This window comes from Paenibacillus sp. FSL P2-0121, from assembly GCF_037975345.1.
In the GTDB taxonomy this organism is placed as follows: Bacteria; Bacillota; Bacilli; order Paenibacillales; family Paenibacillaceae; genus Paenibacillus_AQ; species Paenibacillus_AQ odorifer.
In genome coordinates, this window is the sequence record NZ_CP150245.1 from 2,373,735 (window position 1) to 2,393,706 (window position 19,972).

Below are 19,972 nucleotides of genomic sequence, written 5' to 3' on the forward strand. Positions count from 1 at the left end.
AATCTTTATTTTCGCAGCTTAATTTGATCTACGTGATGATTGTTGTCCTTATGCATTATAAGATCGGCACGATTTCGGGTGGGCAGAATATTTTGCTGCAAATTAACGTAGTTTATTTCTTTCCAGATCCGCTTTGAGATTTCAATAGATTCCTCTAGAGACAGCTGTGCATATTTTTTGAAATAAGATTGTTCATCTTGGAAGGCAGTATCTCTGAGTTTAATAAACCGATCAATGTACCATGTCTCGATATCGTTCACATCGGCATCCACATAAATAGAAAAATCAAAGAAATCAGATACAAAATAGTTAGGCATATTATGATTATTTGTAATCGCAGTCTGAAGAACATTTAAGCCCTCAACAATTAGAATATCCGGATTCTCAATCGTAATATATTCATCTGGCACAATATCATAAGTTAAGTGAGAGTATACAGGGCTTTGGACCCGCGGCACCCCAGACTTCACATCCGTTAAAAAAGAAATTAAACTACGCGTGTCGTAGCTTTCAGGAAAGCCCTTTTTCGTCATTATACCGCGCTTTTCCAGCTCTGCGTTGGGATGTAGAAACCCATCAGTCGTAACTAAATCCACTTTTGGATGGGAAGGTAATTGTGAGAGGAGTTTTTGTAGGAGTCTGGCCGTAGTGCTTTTACCAACAGCGACACTTCCCGCGATACCTATGATAAATGGACCTTTTTTTAGATCATTGTTTAGAAAGTGATTTATAGACTCATTAAATTTATGAGCAGATAGAAGTTGCAGATTTAGTAAATTGGACAGAGGAAGATAGACTTCGTTAACATCCTCGCTGGAGATTTTTTCATTAATACTTTGGACTTCCATAAGTTCTTCTTCTGATAATTGGATAGCGGTGAAATCGCTTAGTTTTTTCCAATCCTCACGTAAATAAAGTGTATATGCTGAATTATTCACCATTAAATTTTCCACATCCCTGAAGTTTTTAGAGATTTCTTATGCACTTAGGTATTATAACCGTTCATACAGCTTCATTCCATTCATTGTAATCGACATTATTATGGACATTAAGGAGATTGCATTTCAGTAAATGGGAAAATCAATTAAAATATAGAATATTAGGAAAAATGGGGTGGGGCAATGGGAGTTTTTCGAAAAGTTGAATTATTGAAGGATTACACACGCACGGAAACGTTCCAAGAAGAGTCAGAGGGAAGGAAAATAGTTATAAGTATTTATTATCCGGATACAGAGGGTGTATTAAATAAAAACGCATCTGCAATGAAATATATGGAGCTTTTCGGGCCCTGTCAACAACAGGCGAGAGAGCTTCTACAAGATATTGGCATGAACATGGAAATCATAAATACATTATCTACCTCAATCAGCGATCGGACCTTTCAAAGCAAATCCAAACGCTCCTATCCAGTCATCATCTACTCACCTGCATTAGGTTTAGATAGAGATATGTATATTTATAATATAGAAGCGCTGGCCAAGCAAGGTTTCATCGTGGTAACGGTCAGTGCTGCGTACGAAGCTATGTTTACTGTTTGCCCTAGTGGAGAATTTATTAATCAATCCGAAGCTATGAGGCAAATAAAAGCTGCGGATTATACCGATTTACATAACTTAATTTCCATTCGAAAAAAAGATATTCAATACGTTCTGGATCACCTGTCCACGCTTAATTCTATGGATAAAGATGTGAAGGGCTTATTTGATATGAATAAGATTGGTATTATCGGCCATTCCATCGGCGGTGCTACTGCATTAGATTTAACTATGGAAGACGATAGAATTAAAGCTGCTATTTTATTAGATGCAAGCATGCACTTATATATTGAGAATGAAGAGAAGAACAATACTGTGCCGCTTCTTGTATTAAGGCAAAAGGCCTCCACCTTAGAATCCTTAAGTAATATATTACAGGAGAAACTGGCAAATGATTTCATCAAAGGACAAGAGGCGCTTTTTCAGAATTGGAACGGATATAAATCTTTTCTGAAAATACGAAAGGCTACACATATGTCATTTAGCGATCTGCCCCTTTATGAGGAAGGAGAGAATTTAAAACAAAGAACCAGTGAAATTCATACTTGCCTAAATGAGCTAATAAGTAAGTTCCTTGTGGAGCATCTTTTAGATCAGGGGCAAGGTTATTCGGCATTAATTAGTAGGGTTCATAAAGATTTTTGTGAGATCCATGGTAGTGGAGAAGAAATTCTGTGAATTAGCAATAAACTCTCCTTTGTTTATACCGATAAACATATATAAGGGAGGGAATTATGAATGCATTCTGCTCAGTCTAATGAGAAAATATGTAATCATATTGAAAAATACATAGGTGTTATTGATAATGTTTTTAAAGAAATTATTTCAGGTGTTCTGTCGATAGATATTCTAATTCTTGATCCGACGCCTGAGCGGAACTTCTATACTTTAATTACTTCTGGAATGAGCGAATTACCGATGACGGTGCCAGAAGGTGCAGAAGAATATCAATATGCTGAGCTAATGATTTGTCTCCCTCCTACCTGGAAGCTGTCGGATGAGGCGTTTAAGGATGAACGGAATTATTGGCCGATTCGAGCCCTGAAAACAATGGCTAGGTTTCCGCATGAATATAATACATGGCTTTATATGGGGCATACGCTTGTGAACGGTAATCCCGCCCAGCCTTATAGTGAGGATACAGGATTTCAAGGGATGTTCGTTTGGGTTCCAGATGTAAAAGATAAAGCCGGTTTCTTTAATTTAGAAATGAGCCATGAGAAAGTGGTGCACTTTTATACGTTAATTCCGCTCTATGGGGAGGAGTTAGATTATAAAATCAAGCATAGCGAGGAAGAGTTACTACACAAGTTAAATAAGATTGGGGTTACGGATGTTTTGGATCCTTCCCGTAAAAATAGTTGTAAGAAGTTATGGGGACTCTTTTAAACACAAGAAAAAACGGCTGAGAGCCGTTTTTTTATTTTTTGATTCCAAAAGCAATCCAGCGACCATCCACATCTTCGATCACAAATTCCTTGTTATTATAATCGGTGTTTGATAAAGAACGAACAATATGAACACCGGCGGCTTCGAACTCCTTCTCCAACTCTTGTTGCTGCTTCGTAATAAAATAGGCATCGTATCCATAACCGTACAACTCTCGATTGGGAATGACCTTTTGTCCATGGGATTGCGTAAGGATAATCTCTGTATCGTCACGATACAAACAAAGATGTGGTTCTTGTGTATCTAAATAGGGTACAGCTTTAAAACCTAAGTACTGGCTGTAGAAGGCAGCTGTTTGCTCAATATTCAACGTAGGGAAAATACTATGCGATTGTAAGAGCTTTTTGTCCACGAGTGAGGTCATCCTTTCAAAGAAAAAATAGATATCCATATATTACCTTAAGATAGAAGTTTCAACAATACACGGAGTTTCCATTTAGCAGAAGATTATTTACGGTTGACATCATCGCTATTCTATAATAATATACATGCATGAGCATGCATTTATAAATATTTTATATAAGATGAACTTAGAAACTCATGTTCACTGGAAGCATTGATCATACTATACTTAGTTTTTTATAAAGAGGAGAGATATCATGAAGGACTTATTCACCCCGTATGAATTGAAGGATTTGAAGCTGAAGAACCGCGTGGTTATGCCTCCAATGTGTCAGTATTCAGTGTCTAACAAAGACGGAATTGCTACGGATTGGCATTATAATCATTACGTAAGCCGCGCTGTTGGCGGAACCGGATTAATTATTATTGAAATGACGGACGTGGAGCCTGATGGCCGGATTACTGATTTTGATCTTGGTATTTGGTCTGATGAGCAAATTCCTGCACTGGCTAGAATCGTTGAAGCTTGTCATTCTTATGGCGCTAAAGTAGGTATTCAAATTGCACACGCCGGACGTAAAGCAGAAGATGCAGCAGTTCCTGTATCCTCCTCTAACGTTCCTTTTGATGCTGACTCCAAAACACCACATGCCTTAACAACTGAAGAAGTGAAAGCTATGGTTGAGAAATTCCGGTTGGGCGTGAAGCGGGCGATACAAGCGGGATTTGATGTTATCGAGCTTCATGGAGCGCATGGTTACCTTATTCATCAGTTCCATTCCCCTCTAACCAATCAAAGAACAGATGAATATGGCAAGGATTTAACACTGTTTGGTACAGAAGTTATTCGCGCAGCAAAAAGTGAAATGCCGGAAGGAATGCCATTGATTATGCGTATCTCCGCTCAAGAATATGTTGAGGGCGGGTACGGTATCAAAGAAAGCTTGGAATTTAGTAAAGCTTACAAAGAAGCAGGCGCAGATATTTTCCATATCAGTGCAGGTGGTGAAGGTCCTATCGCAGCTGCCGGGAAACCAGGGACGCATGCAGCTTATCAGGTTCCTTTGGCCAGAGAAATCAAGTATGGCTTGAATGTTCCGGTTATTGCGGTTGGCAGATTGGATGAGCCTGTACTTGCTAATGCCGTGATTGGGAATGAGGAAGCTGATCTTGTTGCCGTGGGCCGGGGCATGTTGAGAAATCCATACTGGACGCTGGAAGCAGGGGTTGAGCTTCAGAAAGATGCTGGTATTCCCAGACAATATTCTTTCGGGTTTCCAAGAATTAATGGGTAAAGACTAATTTAAATAGTGTGAAGTCTAAACAAAATAATTGTAAAGTGTGGAGGGGCCGGCTTCTTGGAGAAACGGTCTCTCCTTTTTTTAAAAATAAAATAAAGTATAAGTATCGAACCTATACTTTATGTATGGTTGTGGATTGTAGTACTATTATATAGAAGGAAAAAATCATGAAAAGCCATACACCCGGGAGATGAATAATAAAATGGGCGACATTCTTAACAATGAACTTATAACGAGTTGGTTGACGTTAACGCATATACAAATGAATGTGACGAATGAATTGGAAGCTAATCTACAAGCCAAACATGGCTTATCCTTAAAAGAATTTTATTTGCTGTTATTTTTGTCGGAAGCGCCGGAGAAGAAACTGAAATTGCAGAAGCTCGAAGCTATGGTGGGTTTAAGCCAGAGCGCAGTTTCCCGACTGGTTAGTCGGTTTGAGGCCAAAGGCTGTGGCGCTTTAGAAAGAAAAGCGTGTGATGCTGATCGCAGAAGTATCTATACTGCCTTGACTGCCATTGGCGAAGACAAGCTCCTTCGTGCACAAGATACCTTTCAAGAGACCCTGCTTGCAGCTTTTCCGGAAAAAGATGTGAAAGAGCTTTTGGATCAAATGCTTCGCATGAAGCAACAGTCATGAATTCACAATAAAACCTCTGTTTTGGTAAATGGACCGAATCTCCATTTCCCATACAGAGGTTTTTTAGTGTGGGGCGCTATTTACATCCTACCTGTTCATTCCACTGTTGCTGGGAAAGCCGGTAATAATTATAGTCTTCATGTTCAATTGTAATCTCATCAAGAAGCTCGAAACCACATTTTTGAATGACTCTATTAGATGGGATATTGTGTTTCAGAGCAATGGCGTTTAATACATCGGTAGAGCTATTATCAAACAAATACTTAATTAATCCCTTGGCAGCTTGAGTAGTGTAGCCTTTACCGCGATGATCCTTGGATATGGCATACATAATCTCTCTGTTAGGAACGGGCAATTCATCCTTAATTCCTGTACAACACCAACCAATAAACTCACCGGACTCTTTTAAAATAATGCCTAAACGAAGACGAAGCTCTCCGATATCTCCGCCCGCTGAGATCGCTTGAAGAAACTGCTGGTTCTCTTTTATTTCATAGTTTATTAACCAGTCCAACCGTTGTTCTTTAGGAACATTCCAATCTGGCAAGAATTCAATAATTTCAGGCTGTAGAGTAAGCGCATGAAACTCCTCTAAATCCTCCACGCTATACTCCCGCAGAAAAATATCTTTACAATCAATCGTAAATAAATCACTAGAATTGGCCTCTTCATTCACAACCTCGCTCAACTTTCACCACTCCTTTATTAACTAACAGATATTTTACCATGAAACAATTGATTGATTTGGTAATATTCGATTATAAAAAATGTTTTCTTTTATTTCACATAAATATTAATTGGTTAATATATTAATTGACTATAAAATATGTTATTATGTTTCGTATAAACGGCAATGAACTAATATTGTTAGGTTTTTAAGATTTCTACTATAAAGATAACAGGTGATCTTCTATGAAAAATGACAACGGTAACAAATTTATTAATGGTAGTCTAATTGCGCATTATAAGTTTGATAATCCAGAGGATGTTGGTCAAGATTTCTCGGGGAACGGCAATGATGGAACCGCTTCAGGTACGAAGCTGCCGGCTATTAAATCCGTAGCAGGTAGACAAGCTGTTTCGCTTGCTGGGGGAGAACATGGCACATCCTATATTTCATTACCTAACGATCTGCTTAAAGAGGTCAGTGACCATACAGGAATTACGATTTCGACCTGGATGTATGTAAGCAAAGCTTCAAGCTTATGGGAAAGAATTTTTGATTTTGGTAAAGGTGAAACAGGACCTTATCTTTTTGTAACCCGCAATTTACGGGGCACTTGTTTTGCAGGGGAAGACTTAATTGCAGATCCAGGGAAATCCTTTGCGACTGATGAATGGGTACACGTTTCCTTTGCAGTTACAGGCACAAAAGGTGGAACACTAAGCAGTGCAGGTCCTGTGATGTATGTAAATGGTGAAGTAGTTGCGGATGGAATGATCAGCCAAACCTCGAGTGGCACATATGCTAAGCTGCGCAAATGGTTTGCTACTTTTGAAGACCAACTGAATTATAGCAATAATACAATCGGGAAATCCCAGTACGCGGCAGATGTTGATTTTGGCGGCTATATTTCGGACTTCCGTGTATATAAAGCAGGCTTAACTCAAGATGAAGTGATTGAAATTATGTGCGAATCTTTGACGGATGAAGATATCGTTAAGCTTGCAAAAGATAAATACTTAACCTTCCCAAGCTCGATTATTACCAAAGATATCGAATTGCCAGCTTCGCTGATGGGCGGGAAAGTTGACGTATCTTGGGTATCCAGCGATACCAAAGTCATTTCTAATGAAGGCGTTGTGAATAAAGGAGTTCAATCTGCTCAAGGCGTAACACTTACAGCACATTTGAAAAAGGGAGCTAGTACAGCAGAAAAGAGCTTCACTGTGTCTGTGCTTCCGGAAGATTTGCCACCTTACACCTTAACGATTGACGGCAATCAGGAGATTTTGGATGTTAGCCAAATTCTATATGGTTTATTCTATGAGGACATTAACAATGCAGCAGACGGTGGGATCTATGCAGAGCTAGTGCAGAATCGCTCCTTCGAATCTTTTGCTTTTGACAGCTATTCGCATGTATGTGGTGTACATGGTGCTTCCACCGGAAGAAATTATACACCTCTTCACGCATGGTCTGGGGATACAGACCAAATGACTGTCCATAATACAGGCGGATTAAACGATTTCTTCGGCATCGATGATAAAGATATGAATGCGCATTATGTGACGGTAGCGGATGGCGCAACGATTAATAATAGAGGTTTTGCCGATTCCAATCAGCACTGCTCGATGTTTATTCAGGAAGATGCCAAGTACAACTTCACGATTTGGGCGAAGGCAGAAGCAGCGGGCACAATTACCTTGCAATTGCTCGACAAAGACGGTAAAGCCATCAGCGATACTGCAGTTGTTGAAGTAAACGGTGACGGCAGCTGGAAGAAGTATGGTGTCGATTCAAAGCTTGTATTAACAGGATCTGAAACTGTGCTTGGTCAGCTGGCTTTAACCTTTAACGGTGAGATCTCCATTGATATGGTTTCCTTAATTCCTGATGACGTTTGGGGCGCTGGTGAAGAGGAACGTTCTGCTACAGCTCATGCTAACTATAAAGGAAATTCAAACTATAGATTGCGAAAAGACTTAGTGAATGCACTCGTTGATCTTCATCCTACCTTCCTGCGTTTCCCTGGGGGTTGTATTTCTGAAGGTTCTCACATTTGGGAGAACGTGTACGATTGGAAAGAGTCCGTCAACGATATCGAATTGCGCAAAGAGAACTATAACGTATGGGGCTACATGATGACCATGGGTCTTGGATATATGGAGTATTTCCAATTAGCCGAGGATTTGAACGCAACACCACTTCCGGTTATGGCCTGCGGCGTACTCTGTCAAGCTCGTTCGGATTATGCGAATCCAGCTGGCGGTGCGTTAAGAGATTATTATGTGAAGAACTTTACGGATCTGATTGATTTTGCGATTAGCATGGATTTTGACAATAATGAGTGGGCTGCATTGCGTAAAAAGATGGGCCATGAAGCAGCGTTTGATCTGCGTTATTTGGGTGTGGGGAATGAAAACTGGGGTACAGAGTTTTTCGCCAACTTCGAATATTTTAAAACAGTGATTGATGAGTATATGGTGAAGAACTATCCTGATCATGAATTGACTATTCTCTCTACCGTGGGTGCACAGGCAGATGATGATGCTTACCAGCAAGGTTGGAAATTCCTAAGCGGAAATTTACAGGGCTCGGAAAAAATCAGCTTTACGGATGGTACATCGAGCATCGAAGAGACTGTTACCTGGTACGAAAAACAAAAGAACTACATGGATACCATTGCGGATGAGCATTACTACCGTTCCAATGAATATTTGTTAGAGAATGCTGATCGTTACAACTACTATTACAGAGCCTATAAGGAAGACGGCAGCTTGGATGAGGCTGAAACTTCAAAGGTTTTTGTGGGTGAATATGCTTCCACAGATAAAAACACTTTGGCAGGAGCTGTTGCTGAGGCGGCGATTATGTCCAGCTTCGAGAATAACTCTGATGTGATTAGATTGGCGGCAACGGCACCGTTGTTCAACAAGGTTCTGACAGATGGCACCTATAGATGGACACCGGATTGCATCTGGTTCGATGATGAAACCGTATGGTACACACCGAACTATTATGTTCAGCAGTTGTATGCTAAATACCTGGGAACCAAAGTGGTTGGCACCTCATTTTCGACTTATCGCAACGGGGAGAAGGTAGACCTCATTCCTCATGGAGGAATTGAAGTGGCTGCGGGGAAATCATCTGTGATCGTGAAACGGGTGAAAGTGACTTCGAATGTAGATGGCAGTGTATGGTTGGATCAAGATTTCACGCAGCCGCTGGATGAAGCTTGGAAAGTGATTCCTGGCTCTGCCGGATATACGATTGATCCTTCCAAAGGTCTGGTATTGAAAGCGCAGAATGGCGGATTGAATGGATTGTATATCCTTAATGATGCGTGGACTAATTATAAAGTAGAGGTTGTAGCTGAAAAAGCTTCTGGCGAAGATGGCTTCTATGTAGGCGCAGGTCTGACAGAAATCTCACCGGAAAATAAAGATGTTATCGAATATGCAATTGGCTATAATGGCGATGCCACAGGAGTCAAGGTGTACAAGCAAGGGATTGAGGCTTATACTCTCGGCGATTATTCCTCTAGTACCGCTGCTGGTAACCTTAGAGCCAGTTGCTATGAAGAGCTTGCGGATCATACGGAATATACCATCACCGTTAATTATGGCGGAGCAGATGGCAAACATTTGATTTGCTCTTATACAGATGGCAAGGTAACAAGCAAAGTACTGGATTATAAGCTTGAGGCTTATAACAGAGAGGTATACAATTCCGTAACTAAAGATGATAAGCATCTCTATGTGAAGCTTGTAAATGCGGATGGTGTAGAAAAAGCAACGAAGCTTGATCTAAAAGGCTTAAAAGTAGCTGCTACGGGTAAACGGATTACCTTAACCGGAGACGCCTCGCTGGTTCACACACCTAATGTGAACAGAAAAAATGATGAGAAGGTTACACCAGTTGAAACGGAAATCGTAATTGATAAAGACACGGCAATTGTGAAGCTAGCTGCCAATTCCGTGAATGTGATTGTTCTGGATCTGATTTAATAGAAAATATGCTGTTCAACACGCGCCGATCTTTTTGTTCGGCGCGTGTTGTTGTTTAACAAGCCTCTAAATCGGTTGATGATTATATAGAGAGAACTGCCCACTTGCTTGATGAATCTCAGAATCTATCTTACACTGGTGAAAGTACAATCACCGACTGACCCTCCAGCCCGCGATCCTCCCAGATGTTTTATCCACAGCTGCCTTCATTACTCCAGAATACAGTGCATACCCTAGCCCCTAAAAAGGAGAACGATAAAATGATGAAATCATTCAAAACGGACTGGAAAGCAAATCTGAAAAATCCTCAAACGATTATGGCCTTGTTTACTTATCGTTATGGAAATTGGGTGTATTATCGAGTGAAGAATGGCATCGTGCGAAAACCTTTGTGGCTTTTGTATCGGATAATGGATGTGCTTTTTGTCCGTATTCTTGCGAATGGCGAGCTTCACGCTCAAGCTCAAATTGGTGATGCGCTTCATTTACCGCATGGTTTAAATGGGATTATCATTAGTCCTAAAGCGGTGCTTGGAAGCCATGCTACTATTTTTCATCAAGTGACTATTGGCGGGAGAAATAACTTAGGAGAGCCAGTGATTGGAGACAGAGCTTTTATTGGAGTAGGCTCCAAGATTCTTGGACCGGTTGTCATTGGTAACGATGTTAATATCGGGGCCATGTCTGTCGTGGTAAAGGATGTGCCGGATAACGCTTCGGCTGTAGGTATTCCTGCTAAAAATATATTGCGGAGTGAACCGAAACCAGAGAATACAAGATAAAGACGTTAGGTTCTAGTACATAGGGTACGCGTGCGCTTTATTTTAATATCTTACAGGGTATAATTAAAGCATCCAAGTAATCTTGTAATAACCTTCTAGAGATCGGAGTAATGAAATGAAATATAGCAATTTAGAAGAGTGTGTTAATGATTTAGAGAAACACGGACATTTAGTTCGTATTCATGAAGAAGTGGACCCTTATCTAGAGATGGCGGCGATTCACCTAAAGGTTTATGAGGCTGGTGGACCTGCATTATTATTTGAAAATGTAAAAGGCTCGAAGTTTCGGGCCGTATCTAACCTTTTTGGAACGATAGAGCGCAGTAAGTTTATCTTTCGGCGTACTTGGGATTCCACACATAACGTAATTGCCCTTCGCAACGATCCCGTAAAAGCACTCAAAAATCCATTTAAATATGTTGGTACCGGATTATCCGCGAGAAAAGCATTGCCTATTAAAAAGCCAGGGGGTCTGCCAAGCGGTTTTCAGGAAATTAGTATCTCTGATCTTCCGCTAATCACACATTGGCCGGGAGATGGTGGTGCTTTTGTAACCTTGCCGCAGGTGTATTCAGAAGATCCGGACAAGCTGGGCATTATGAACTCCAATCTGGGAATGTACCGTGTGCAGCTGACTGGAAATGAGTATGAATTAAATAAAGAAGTGGGCATTCATTATCAAATTCATCGCGGCATTGGCGTACATCAGGAAAAAGCGAACCGCCAAGGACAACCGCTTAAAGTAAGTTGTTTTATCGGTGGACCACCCGCTCACTCTTTATCGGCGGTTATGCCTTTGCCTGAGGGAATGAGTGAGATGATCGTTGCAGGATTACTTTCAGGACGCCATTTCAGCTATAGCTATGTGGATGGTTATTGTATCAGCAATGATGCGGACTTTGTAATAACAGGTGAAATTCACCCTGGTGAGACGAAGCCGGAGGGGCCTTTTGGCGACCATTTAGGCTATTATAGCTTGGTTCACCCTTTCCCAGTAATGAGAGTACATAAAGTGTACGCCAGAAAAAATGCAATCTTTCCATTTACGGTTGTCGGCCGGCCGCCACAAGAGGATACCGCGTTTGGTGAGTTAATTCACGAGCTGACAGGTGGGGCTATCCGCCAAGAAATTCCGGGCGTCAAAGAAGTTCATGCAGTCGATGCTGCGGGTGTTCATCCCCTGCTGTTCGCCATTGGTAGTGAACGTTATACGCCTTATCAGCAAGTAAAGCAGCCAGCAGAAATTCTGACCATTGCTAACCGGATTTTAGGGACGGGTCAGCTTAGTTTAGCTAAGTTTTTGTTTATTACAGCAGAAGAGAATCAGCCTATCAGCACACATAATATCGAGGATTTCTTGACGTATATCTTAGAGCGGATTAATCTTCATAGAGATATTCATTTCTATACCAATACCACGATTGATACGCTTGATTATTCCGGCACAGGATTAAACAGCGGAAGTAAAGTGATCTTTGCAGCAGTAGGGGATAAGAAAAGAGAGCTATGTACAGAGGTGCCAGGCCTGCTGAAAGAATTACAGGGATTTGAACATGCACGAATGGTGATGCCTGGTCTTGTTGCCCTTCAAGGCGCTAAATTCACAAGCTACGCTGAAGCAGCACTGGAAATGAACAAGCTTAGTGAAGCTATTCAGGAGCAAGGGTCACTTCCTTCTTGCCCAATGATTATTTTGTGTGATGATAGCGAGTTTTTGAGTGAAAAGATCGACAATTTCCTATGGGCGACGTTCACCCGAAGTAATCCATCTCATGATATCTATGGAGTGAACAGTTCTACTGAGTATAAACATTGGTCCTGTGACAACGTGATTATTGATGCTCGGGTAAAACCCCATCAAGCCCCGCCACTGATCCCGGACCCAACCGTTCAAAAGCATATCGAACGATTATTTGCGTCAGGTGGCAGTTTAAGCAGAGTTAAGATATAGAGAAACATTCATCGGCCTTCTTGGGAATCCAAGGAGGCCTATTTGCTGTTTGTGAAATGATTTTGCTCATATGAAATAAAAAATAAATAGGGGTATTATGGGGTGTATGGTATATATTTACTATTAATATTGGGGAAGTGTTGTTCTGATGGAAATTATGGAAACCGAACGTTTATGGATTAGAAGGTTCTCAGCAGAGGATTGGAAAGACCTTCATGAATATTTGTCGCAAGAAAGTGTTGTGAAATATGAGCCCTATTCCGTGTTTAATGCAGATGAATCTCGCACTGAGGCGCTCAGACGGTCATCGGACCGTGCTTTTTGGGCAGTCTGTCTTAAATCTACGACAAAAATGATCGGCAACTTATATTTTCAAGCGAGCGAACCAAAGGTTTTTGGCGTTTGGGAATTTGGATATGTTTTTAACCCTGATTTTCAGGGAAAAGGTTATGCTACAGAGGCTTGTAATCAATTGTTAAACTATGGCTTTGATAATCTGAAAATGAGACGTGTGATTGCGAACTGTGATCCCGAAAATACACACTCATGGAAACTGCTCGAACGATTGAAGCTTCGTCGAGAAGGACATTTTTTGCAGACGGGTTATTTTAAATATGATAGTAATGGAGAGCCAATCTGGCATGATACTTATTCCTATGGATTGCTCAGAAGCGAATGGTTAAGGATGAAGGAATAGCAAAACTGTTGTCGTGATCTCAAAAGCGGGTGTCCCCTCACTGATTCTTCTGTCCTAACTTCTTCCCAAATCGTAGGTTTTTATAACTATAGGCGAAGAAATTGAACGGTTTAGTGTATGATAAAATCTGTTTTTTAAATGTTCAGAGTGACACTTAGGTGGTAGTATCGTGTTGGATATGAGTGAAACTGGAATCAGCTACCATCCAGCTGCCTGAGCAAAGAGGAGGGGATACGCGCACGAAGTGAACTTATATTTGAAGAACGAATGACAACGAAGCTTATTGTAAGCGTTTACTACAACGGGGCTAGATGCGTACTAAGTTCTTTCAATCATAAGAAAGCGGGTGAAGCACGGAAGATGAAGAGGAATAAACTTGGAAATAAAATATTTATGGTGTTATTGTCGTGGATCTTCATTTGTTCATCAATACTTCCATCTACAACATTTGGGGGGCAACAGGCCAGTGCAGCTTCAGGCCCAATAACCTTGCAATATGATTTTGGAACAGCAACAAGTCCTGTTATGAGTGGTTATACAGGCGTGCATGAATCTGAATTATATACGAATGAGCTAGGGTATGGTTTAGATCAGGCGGTTGCTTCGAGGAATCGCTCGGGTGGAGACGATATGACCAACGATTTTGTATTGGGACTGTCCTATTCTTTTTTGGTGGATCTTCCTAATGGGGATTACGATGTGACTGTATACTCAGGAGATTTACTAGCGGGTACAAGTACAACCAAAACTACGATTACTTTGGAAGGTAGCACGGCTGGGTCGATAAGCAGCAAGCAAGCTGTAAATCAAGCTACCTACCGGACGACTGTTCAAGATGGTCAACTGACCGTCGGCATTACGGGTACAGGGGTTGGCGGATATTTAAATGGACTAATTATTCAGCAGATTGTACCAGGTCCATTGAAAGCCCCTGAGGGATTAGTGGTTCATAATATCACTCCCACTGAGGTATCTCTAGGGTGGAGCAGCGTGACAGAAGCAGTCTATTACAATATTTATCGAACGGTTCTTCCTAGTGGAACCCTTCAAGCCATAGGTCAAGCTGCTGCTAACAGCTACGTGGATTCAGATGTAAATGAAGGGAGTGGTTACATTTACAATGTGTCAGCTGTAAATGGAAAGGGTGAGGAGTCTGCTTTGAGCGCATCTGTGACCGTAGACAAAATTCCGGGGGTAGAGGTTCCCGCAGCACCAACCGGTCTTTCAATTGTCAGTGTCGGTGTAAGTTCTGTTCAACTGAATTGGAACAGTGTGGCTGGAGCTAGCCGCTATACGATCTTAAGGTCTGATTCAGCAGATGGAACATTCCATGAGATTGGTCAGTCAGAGAAGACGACATTTACGGATGCCTCAGCGGACACCTCAAAACGGCAATATTATGGGGTGAAGGCAGCCAATGACCAAGGCGAATCAGAGCTATCTAACAAGGTGGAAAGCGCTGTGTATTCGCCTCCTGGAACTTTGCCAGAAGGGGATGTTTATTCCTTTGATTTTGGCCCGGGTGCTGTGGCTGAAGGTTATCTTAAGGTAGATGCAGGGGTATCTTATTCCTCTGAGGTTAAATATGGATTTACAGATATATCGAAAGTAACTGGGGTAGACCGAGGAACCTCAGATCCTTTGCGATCAGATTTTGTGGTCCCTAAGGATGCAACTTTTAATGTAGATTTACCGAATGGCGACTATACAGTTTCACTTATCGCTGGTGACAGCGCCGGAGATACAGAGATTGGCATCAAAGTCGAATCCATTCAAAAAGTTCAACAGACGAGCAAAACAGCAGGCCAGTATTTGGAAATGAGCTTTGACATCGCTTTGGTGGATGGACAAATGAACTTGGTGTTCTCTGGCACTAAGCCAAATATCAATGCACTGGTGATTACTAAGCAGCCAGACCGTCCTGCTAATGAATTGCCAACGGTTTATATTGCGGGTGATTCAACCGTGCAGACTTATGATCCTTATTGGATACCACAGGCAGGCTGGGGACAAATGATTCCTGATTTCTTTAGCGAGGAAGTAACGTTTAAGAATCACGCTATCGGAGGCCGCAGCTCTAAGTCATTTATTGTCGAGGGAAGGCTGGATGAAGTGCTGCGTAAGATCCAACCGGGTGATTATTTCCTGATCCAGTTTGGTCATAATGACGCAACGATTAGCGTTCCAGACCGATATGCTTCTCCAGCCGATTACAAAGTTTATTTAAAAACATATGTCAATGGAGCTAGGCAAAGAGGAGCAACTCCGATTCTGGTGACCCCCATGGGGCGCAGAGATTATAATGCTGCGAGCGAAAAATTCAATGTGAGCTTTCCAGAATATGTGCAGGCTATGAAAGAGGTAGCAAGTGAACTTGATGTTGATTTGGTCGATCTTAGCGCACTCAGTGTAGCTTTTTACAATTCTATCGGTTTTGCAGCTACACGCTCTGTATTCCTTCACCTCGATGCAGGGATATATGGTGCTTTCCCAAATGGCTCGACAGACGATACTCACTTTCAAGAATACGGAGCCATTCAAATGGCCCGTCTGCTGGCCAAAGGAATAGGGGAATTAAATATTCCACTCTCCAGCTTTGTGCAGGACATCAAACAGCCGGAAACGGTGCCTGTGAAGCCTGAAGGTCTTGTAGCTGGGAGTATCAGTAATGCAGGTGCAGTATTGAAATGGAATAAAGTAGAAGGTACAGATATCTATAAAATCTATCGTAAGCTAGCGGCAGAAGCCGAATCTGCTTATACATTAGCGGGAACTTCAACTGTCCCTTCATTGACATTAAGCGGGTTGGTTGAAGGTCAAAGCTACTCGGTAAGAGTGACTGCAGTGAACGGGCTAGGAGAGTCTGAGCCTTCAGATGAAGTGAAGCTGACTACGAAATCCGCTCAGTATCGTTATGATTTTGGACCTGTTGGTTCACCCGTTGCTGCGGGTTATACGGAAGTGAATGTGAATGTCCTGTATACCCCAGAACGTGGATATGGTTTGACCTCGAGTGCAGGGATGATTGATCGGGATCGGGGAAATGCGACGGACGATCTGCGCAGAGATTTTGTGATTTATTTTGGAGGATCGTATGAATTCAAAGTTGATTTACCCAATGGTTATTATTCTGTTAAGACCTATACAGGAGATTGGATTGGATCTGCCAAGACGAATGTAGCCATTGAAGGCAAAGATTACGGAACAGTCTCCTCAGGTAAGGAAAATATTGCTGAGAAGCTGTATAACCAGATTGCTGTCAAAGACGGGCAGATGAATCTTGTCTTTAGTGGCACAACCGCTCATCTCAATGGGCTGGAGATCACACCGTTATTATTAGCCCCAACGAATCTGAAACTGGGTAGCCTGGATTTAAACAGTGAGCCTATCACAGCTAATCTTTCTTGGGATAGTATGGAGAGTGCGCTGAAATACCGTGTATATCGTCAGGCTACGGTTGCGAATAGTGCAGAGCTGCTGGGCGAGACAACAGAGCCGCTCTACACAGATACCACTGCGGATATTGGTATGGAATATATCTATACGGTAACTTCGGTCGACAGCACGGGACTGGAATCCGTAGGCTCCAATGCGCTAAAAGTGTCTATGATTGACCCCTCCGTAGCAAAAGCAGCCGTACCTAGTGGTCTAGCTGTACAATCTACGAACAAAAATGATGTGACCTTTACTTGGAATGAGGTACCGGATGCACGGATGTTCAACATTTATCGTGCGAAATCCGCAGACAGTGAGTTCATCCTGATCGGCAAATCATTCGAAGCTTCGTACACAGACACGACCGTTCTGACTACCATTCCTTACTATTACAAAGTAGCCTCGGTAAATGCAGGCGGCATCTCTGATCTATCCGCTACGTTGGAAACCTCAGCGGTGACAATATTATACCGGAAGATGGAGGCGCTGGATCGTGCGCCTGTAGCGGTTAAGACAGATGAGGGTGTTTATATCAGCTGGCGGATGTTAGGTCTGGATCCGGAAACGATAGGATTCAATCTGTATCGTGGCGATAAGAAACTTAATGATTCGTTGATTACTCAAAACACGAACTATCTCGATCCTAAAGGCACGGAGGATGCCAAATATAGAATCACATCAGTAATCAATGGAGTCGAGAAATCCGCTTCGGAACCATTCAGCGTATGGCAGAAGCAATATCTATCGATCCCTTTGCAAAAGCCAGCAGATGATTACACCAAGGATGGTCAACCGTATACGTATAGTGCGGGAGATGCAAGTGTAGGTGATTTGGACGGTGATGGTGTATATGAAATCATCATGTTGTGGTCACCTTCGAACAGCAAGGATAACTCTCAAGCTGGGTATACTGGACTTGTCTATATGGACGCTTATAAATTAGATGGAACTCGTTTATGGCGGATTAATTTAGGGCCTAATATTCGTGCCGGCGCACACTATTCTCCATTCCTGGTATATGATCTGGATAGTGATGGACGTGCCGAAATTATGATCAAGACGGCAGATGGCACAGTGGACGGTCAAGGAAAAGTCATCGGCAATGCCAGTGCAGACTATCGTAACAGTTCGGGTTATGTGCTGCTGGGCAATGAATATTTAACGGTGTTCGAAGGGGCAACAGGCCGGGCATTGGATACCGTTGATTATGATCCGCCACGTGGAGATGTTGGCGCTTGGGGGGATACCTATGGTAACCGTGTAGACCGCTTTTTGGCAGCTGTAGCTTATTTAGACGGCGAGCAGCCAAGCGTGATTTTTAGCCGCGGTTATTATACTAGAACCGTACTTGCAGCTTACAATTATCGCGAGGGCAAGCTCGAGAAAGTATGGCGTTTCGATTCTAATGATGAAGGATATGGAGACTACGTTGGTCAAGGAAACCACAATCTTTCTGTAGGCGATGTGGACGGCGACGGCAAGGACGAAATAACTTTCGGCGCGATGGCAATCGACGATGACGGATTGCCGCTGTATAATACAAAGCTTGGCCATGGTGATGCAATTCATTTCGGAGACCTTGATCCTACCAGACCCGGGCTGGAAGTCTTTGATGTTCATGAGCATACCGATTCGAAGTATGGGATTGAAATGCGTGATGCAGCTACAGGAGAAATATTATGGGGTGTATTCACGGGGATTGATACTGGACGGGGAATGTCAGCAGATATTGATCCGCGATATGCTGGCGAAGAGGTATGGGCTGCAACGATCACCAATGAGGAGCATATACCTGTTACGGGCCTATACAGTGCGCAAGGGGAACTAATCACTAAAAAACTGCCTTCCTCCACGAATTTTGGTATTTGGTGGGATAGTGATCTTTTACGTGAATTACTGGATGCGAATCGAGTGGATAAGTGGGACTATACCAACCAGACAACGGTTAACTTATTGACGGCTGTAGGTGCTTCTTCAAATAATGGCACCAAGGCGAATCCAAGCTTGCAGGCAGATCTGTTCGGGGATTGGCGTGAAGAAGTGATCTGGCGGGCAACGGACAGTTCTGAACTACGGATCTACACAACAACGGATATGACAGATTATCGTATTCGCACATTGATGCATGATCCGATCTACCGCCTGGCAGTAGCTTGGCAAAATGTAGGCTATAATCAACCTCCGCACCCTGGATTCTTTCTTGGTGAAGGGATGGAACAACCAGTGGCTCCAAAAATTCAATATGTAGGCTCACCGGGAGAAACTGAAGATACTACACCACCTACGATTTCTGGTTTACCTTCTGCTCAAATGAGTGAAACGGATGTATTGAAGGTGCAGGTCGTAGCGGAAGATCCAGAGTCTGGCATTCGCAGTCTGGATATTACCTTTGATGGTAAACCTGTCGTTTATGGAGATGAGATTCCACTCACAGGGCTTGCGGGAGCGCATACGTTCATCGCAACAGCCATTAATAACGCTGGACTTTCGACGACAGAACAAGTGATTGTGTTCGTAAGTGGACCTCAGAAGGCTACAGGTGTTCCGGGGCAATGGGTTCTATCCAATAATAATGGGCAGGATACAGGACTTTTGGACGGGGATTACCAAATCACAATGAATATGTGGTGGGGCAATAATGGTACGGTCTACAAGCTATATGAGAACGGTGCCTTAATCGACACGCAAACCTTACGTGATGATTCCCCAGCTGCACAGACTGCAGTGACTAATATTACCGGAAAAGAAAACGGAACCTACACCTATACGGCTGAGCTGACCAATTCTTTTGGCACAACGGTGTCTGCTGCTCATGTGGTTATCGTGAAGGATGCTGCACCAGCTAAGCCGGTGTTGTCCAATGACAACTGGGATGGCGATGGAGAGTATAAAGTGACCATGAATTTATGGTGGGGGATGAACGGCAAAGAGTATCGCTTGTATGAGAACGGAATACTGATCGATACTCAGACTTTAACAGCGGGTACCCCAAACGCACAAACGGCTTCTACTTCTATCACTAACCGTTCTCCAGGCGTCTATGAATACCGGGCTGAGCTGTTGAATGATCAAGGGGTAAATGAGAGTGCGATCATGAAAGTTACGGTAAAATAAGTGAATATTTGTTAAAAAAGCGCCTAAGTCGGTAATATCCGGCTAGGCGCTTTTT

Annotated in this window: 12 protein-coding genes; 9 read left to right on the top strand and 3 right to left on the bottom strand. The window is 42.5% G+C overall.

Annotated features, from left to right (window positions below; translation table 11 throughout):
• Nucleotides 1–5 precede the first annotated feature (5 nt).
• On the bottom strand, nt 6–941 hold the full coding sequence (gene coaA, locus MKY54_RS10335; RefSeq protein WP_076124954.1) for a type I pantothenate kinase: 936 nt from the start codon (nt 939–941) through the stop codon (nt 6–8).
• A gap of 207 nt (nt 942–1,148) precedes the next feature.
• Here coaA and MKY54_RS10340 point away from each other — a divergent pair, with 207 nt between their 5' ends.
• Nucleotides 1,149–2,213, top strand: a complete 1,065-nt coding sequence (locus tag MKY54_RS10340) for a hypothetical protein (protein WP_339190384.1) — start codon at nt 1,149–1,151, stop codon at nt 2,211–2,213.
• Between the two features lie 60 nt (nt 2,214–2,273).
• The gene (locus MKY54_RS10345) at nt 2,274–2,924 is read left to right on the top strand and encodes a suppressor of fused domain protein (RefSeq protein WP_076124958.1); all 651 of its coding nucleotides are present in this window, start codon (nt 2,274–2,276) and stop codon (nt 2,922–2,924) included.
• 31 nt (nt 2,925–2,955) lie between these two features.
• Here the strand turns inward: MKY54_RS10345 and MKY54_RS10350 are convergent, their stop codons facing one another.
• Nucleotides 2,956–3,336 (bottom strand): VOC family protein, encoded by a 381-nt coding sequence (locus MKY54_RS10350; protein ID WP_076191215.1) that lies wholly within the window; start codon nt 3,334–3,336, stop codon nt 2,956–2,958.
• A gap of 247 nt (nt 3,337–3,583) precedes the next feature.
• On the opposite strand from MKY54_RS10350, the gene MKY54_RS10355 reads away from it, so the two are divergent.
• Nucleotides 3,584–4,621: an NADH:flavin oxidoreductase/NADH oxidase gene (locus tag MKY54_RS10355; RefSeq protein WP_339190386.1), complete on the top strand. Its 1,038-nt coding sequence runs from the start codon at nt 3,584–3,586 to the stop codon at nt 4,619–4,621.
• A gap of 196 nt (nt 4,622–4,817) precedes the next feature.
• Nucleotides 4,818–5,267 carry a helix-turn-helix domain-containing protein gene (locus MKY54_RS10360; protein WP_254848715.1) on the top strand — a complete coding sequence of 150 codons (450 nt, stop codon included), beginning with the start codon at nt 4,818–4,820 and terminating at the stop codon, nt 5,265–5,267.
• A gap of 76 nt (nt 5,268–5,343) precedes the next feature.
• On the opposite strand, the gene MKY54_RS10365 is transcribed toward MKY54_RS10360, so the two are convergent.
• Entirely contained in the window at nt 5,344–5,955 is a 612-nt protein-coding gene (locus tag MKY54_RS10365) for a GNAT family N-acetyltransferase (RefSeq protein ID WP_339190388.1), read from the bottom strand.
• Between the two features lie 224 nt (nt 5,956–6,179).
• Between MKY54_RS10365 and MKY54_RS10370 the strand changes: the two genes are divergently transcribed.
• The 5 genes from MKY54_RS10370 to MKY54_RS10390 all read left to right on the top strand — a co-directional run bounded on the left by MKY54_RS10370 (nt 6,180) and on the right by MKY54_RS10390 (nt 19,917).
• Nucleotides 6,180–9,938, top strand: coding sequence for an alpha-L-arabinofuranosidase C-terminal domain-containing protein (locus tag MKY54_RS10370; RefSeq protein WP_339190389.1), 3,759 nt, complete (start codon nt 6,180–6,182; stop codon nt 9,936–9,938).
• 260 nt (nt 9,939–10,198) lie between these two features.
• The gene (locus MKY54_RS10375) at nt 10,199–10,720 is read left to right on the top strand and encodes a serine acetyltransferase (protein ID WP_036679239.1); all 522 of its coding nucleotides are present in this window, start codon (nt 10,199–10,201) and stop codon (nt 10,718–10,720) included.
• A 115-nt stretch (nt 10,721–10,835) separates the two neighbouring features.
• Nucleotides 10,836–12,671, top strand: a complete 1,836-nt coding sequence (locus MKY54_RS10380) for a UbiD family decarboxylase (protein ID WP_339190391.1) — start codon at nt 10,836–10,838, stop codon at nt 12,669–12,671.
• A gap of 148 nt (nt 12,672–12,819) precedes the next feature.
• A complete protein-coding gene (locus MKY54_RS10385) occupies nt 12,820–13,368 on the top strand; it encodes a GNAT family protein (RefSeq protein ID WP_179086275.1) in 549 nt (182 codons plus the stop codon).
• A 360-nt stretch (nt 13,369–13,728) separates the two neighbouring features.
• Nucleotides 13,729–19,917 (top strand): SGNH/GDSL hydrolase family protein, encoded by a 6,189-nt coding sequence (locus MKY54_RS10390; protein ID WP_339190393.1) that lies wholly within the window; start codon nt 13,729–13,731, stop codon nt 19,915–19,917.
• Nucleotides 19,918–19,972 lie beyond the last annotated feature (55 nt).

Excerpts from the sequence above, each read along its gene's own strand:
- coaA (WP_076124954.1), bottom strand. The coding sequence starts at position 941 with ATGGTGAATAATTCAGCATATACACTTTATTTACGTGAGGATTGGAAA.
- MKY54_RS10345 (WP_076124958.1), top strand. The coding sequence starts at position 2,274 with ATGCATTCTGCTCAGTCTAATGAGAAAATATGTAATCATATTGAAAAA.
- MKY54_RS10355 (WP_339190386.1), top strand. The coding sequence starts at position 3,584 with ATGAAGGACTTATTCACCCCGTATGAATTGAAGGATTTGAAGCTGAAG.
- MKY54_RS10360 (WP_254848715.1), top strand. The coding sequence starts at position 4,818 with ATGAATAATAAAATGGGCGACATTCTTAACAATGAACTTATAACGAGT.
- MKY54_RS10370 (WP_339190389.1), top strand. The coding sequence starts at position 6,180 with ATGAAAAATGACAACGGTAACAAATTTATTAATGGTAGTCTAATTGCG.
- MKY54_RS10375 (WP_036679239.1), top strand. The coding sequence starts at position 10,199 with ATGATGAAATCATTCAAAACGGACTGGAAAGCAAATCTGAAAAATCCT.
- MKY54_RS10380 (WP_339190391.1), top strand. The coding sequence starts at position 10,836 with ATGAAATATAGCAATTTAGAAGAGTGTGTTAATGATTTAGAGAAACAC.
- MKY54_RS10385 (WP_179086275.1), top strand. The coding sequence starts at position 12,820 with ATGGAAATTATGGAAACCGAACGTTTATGGATTAGAAGGTTCTCAGCA.
- MKY54_RS10390 (WP_339190393.1), top strand. The coding sequence starts at position 13,729 with ATGAAGAGGAATAAACTTGGAAATAAAATATTTATGGTGTTATTGTCG.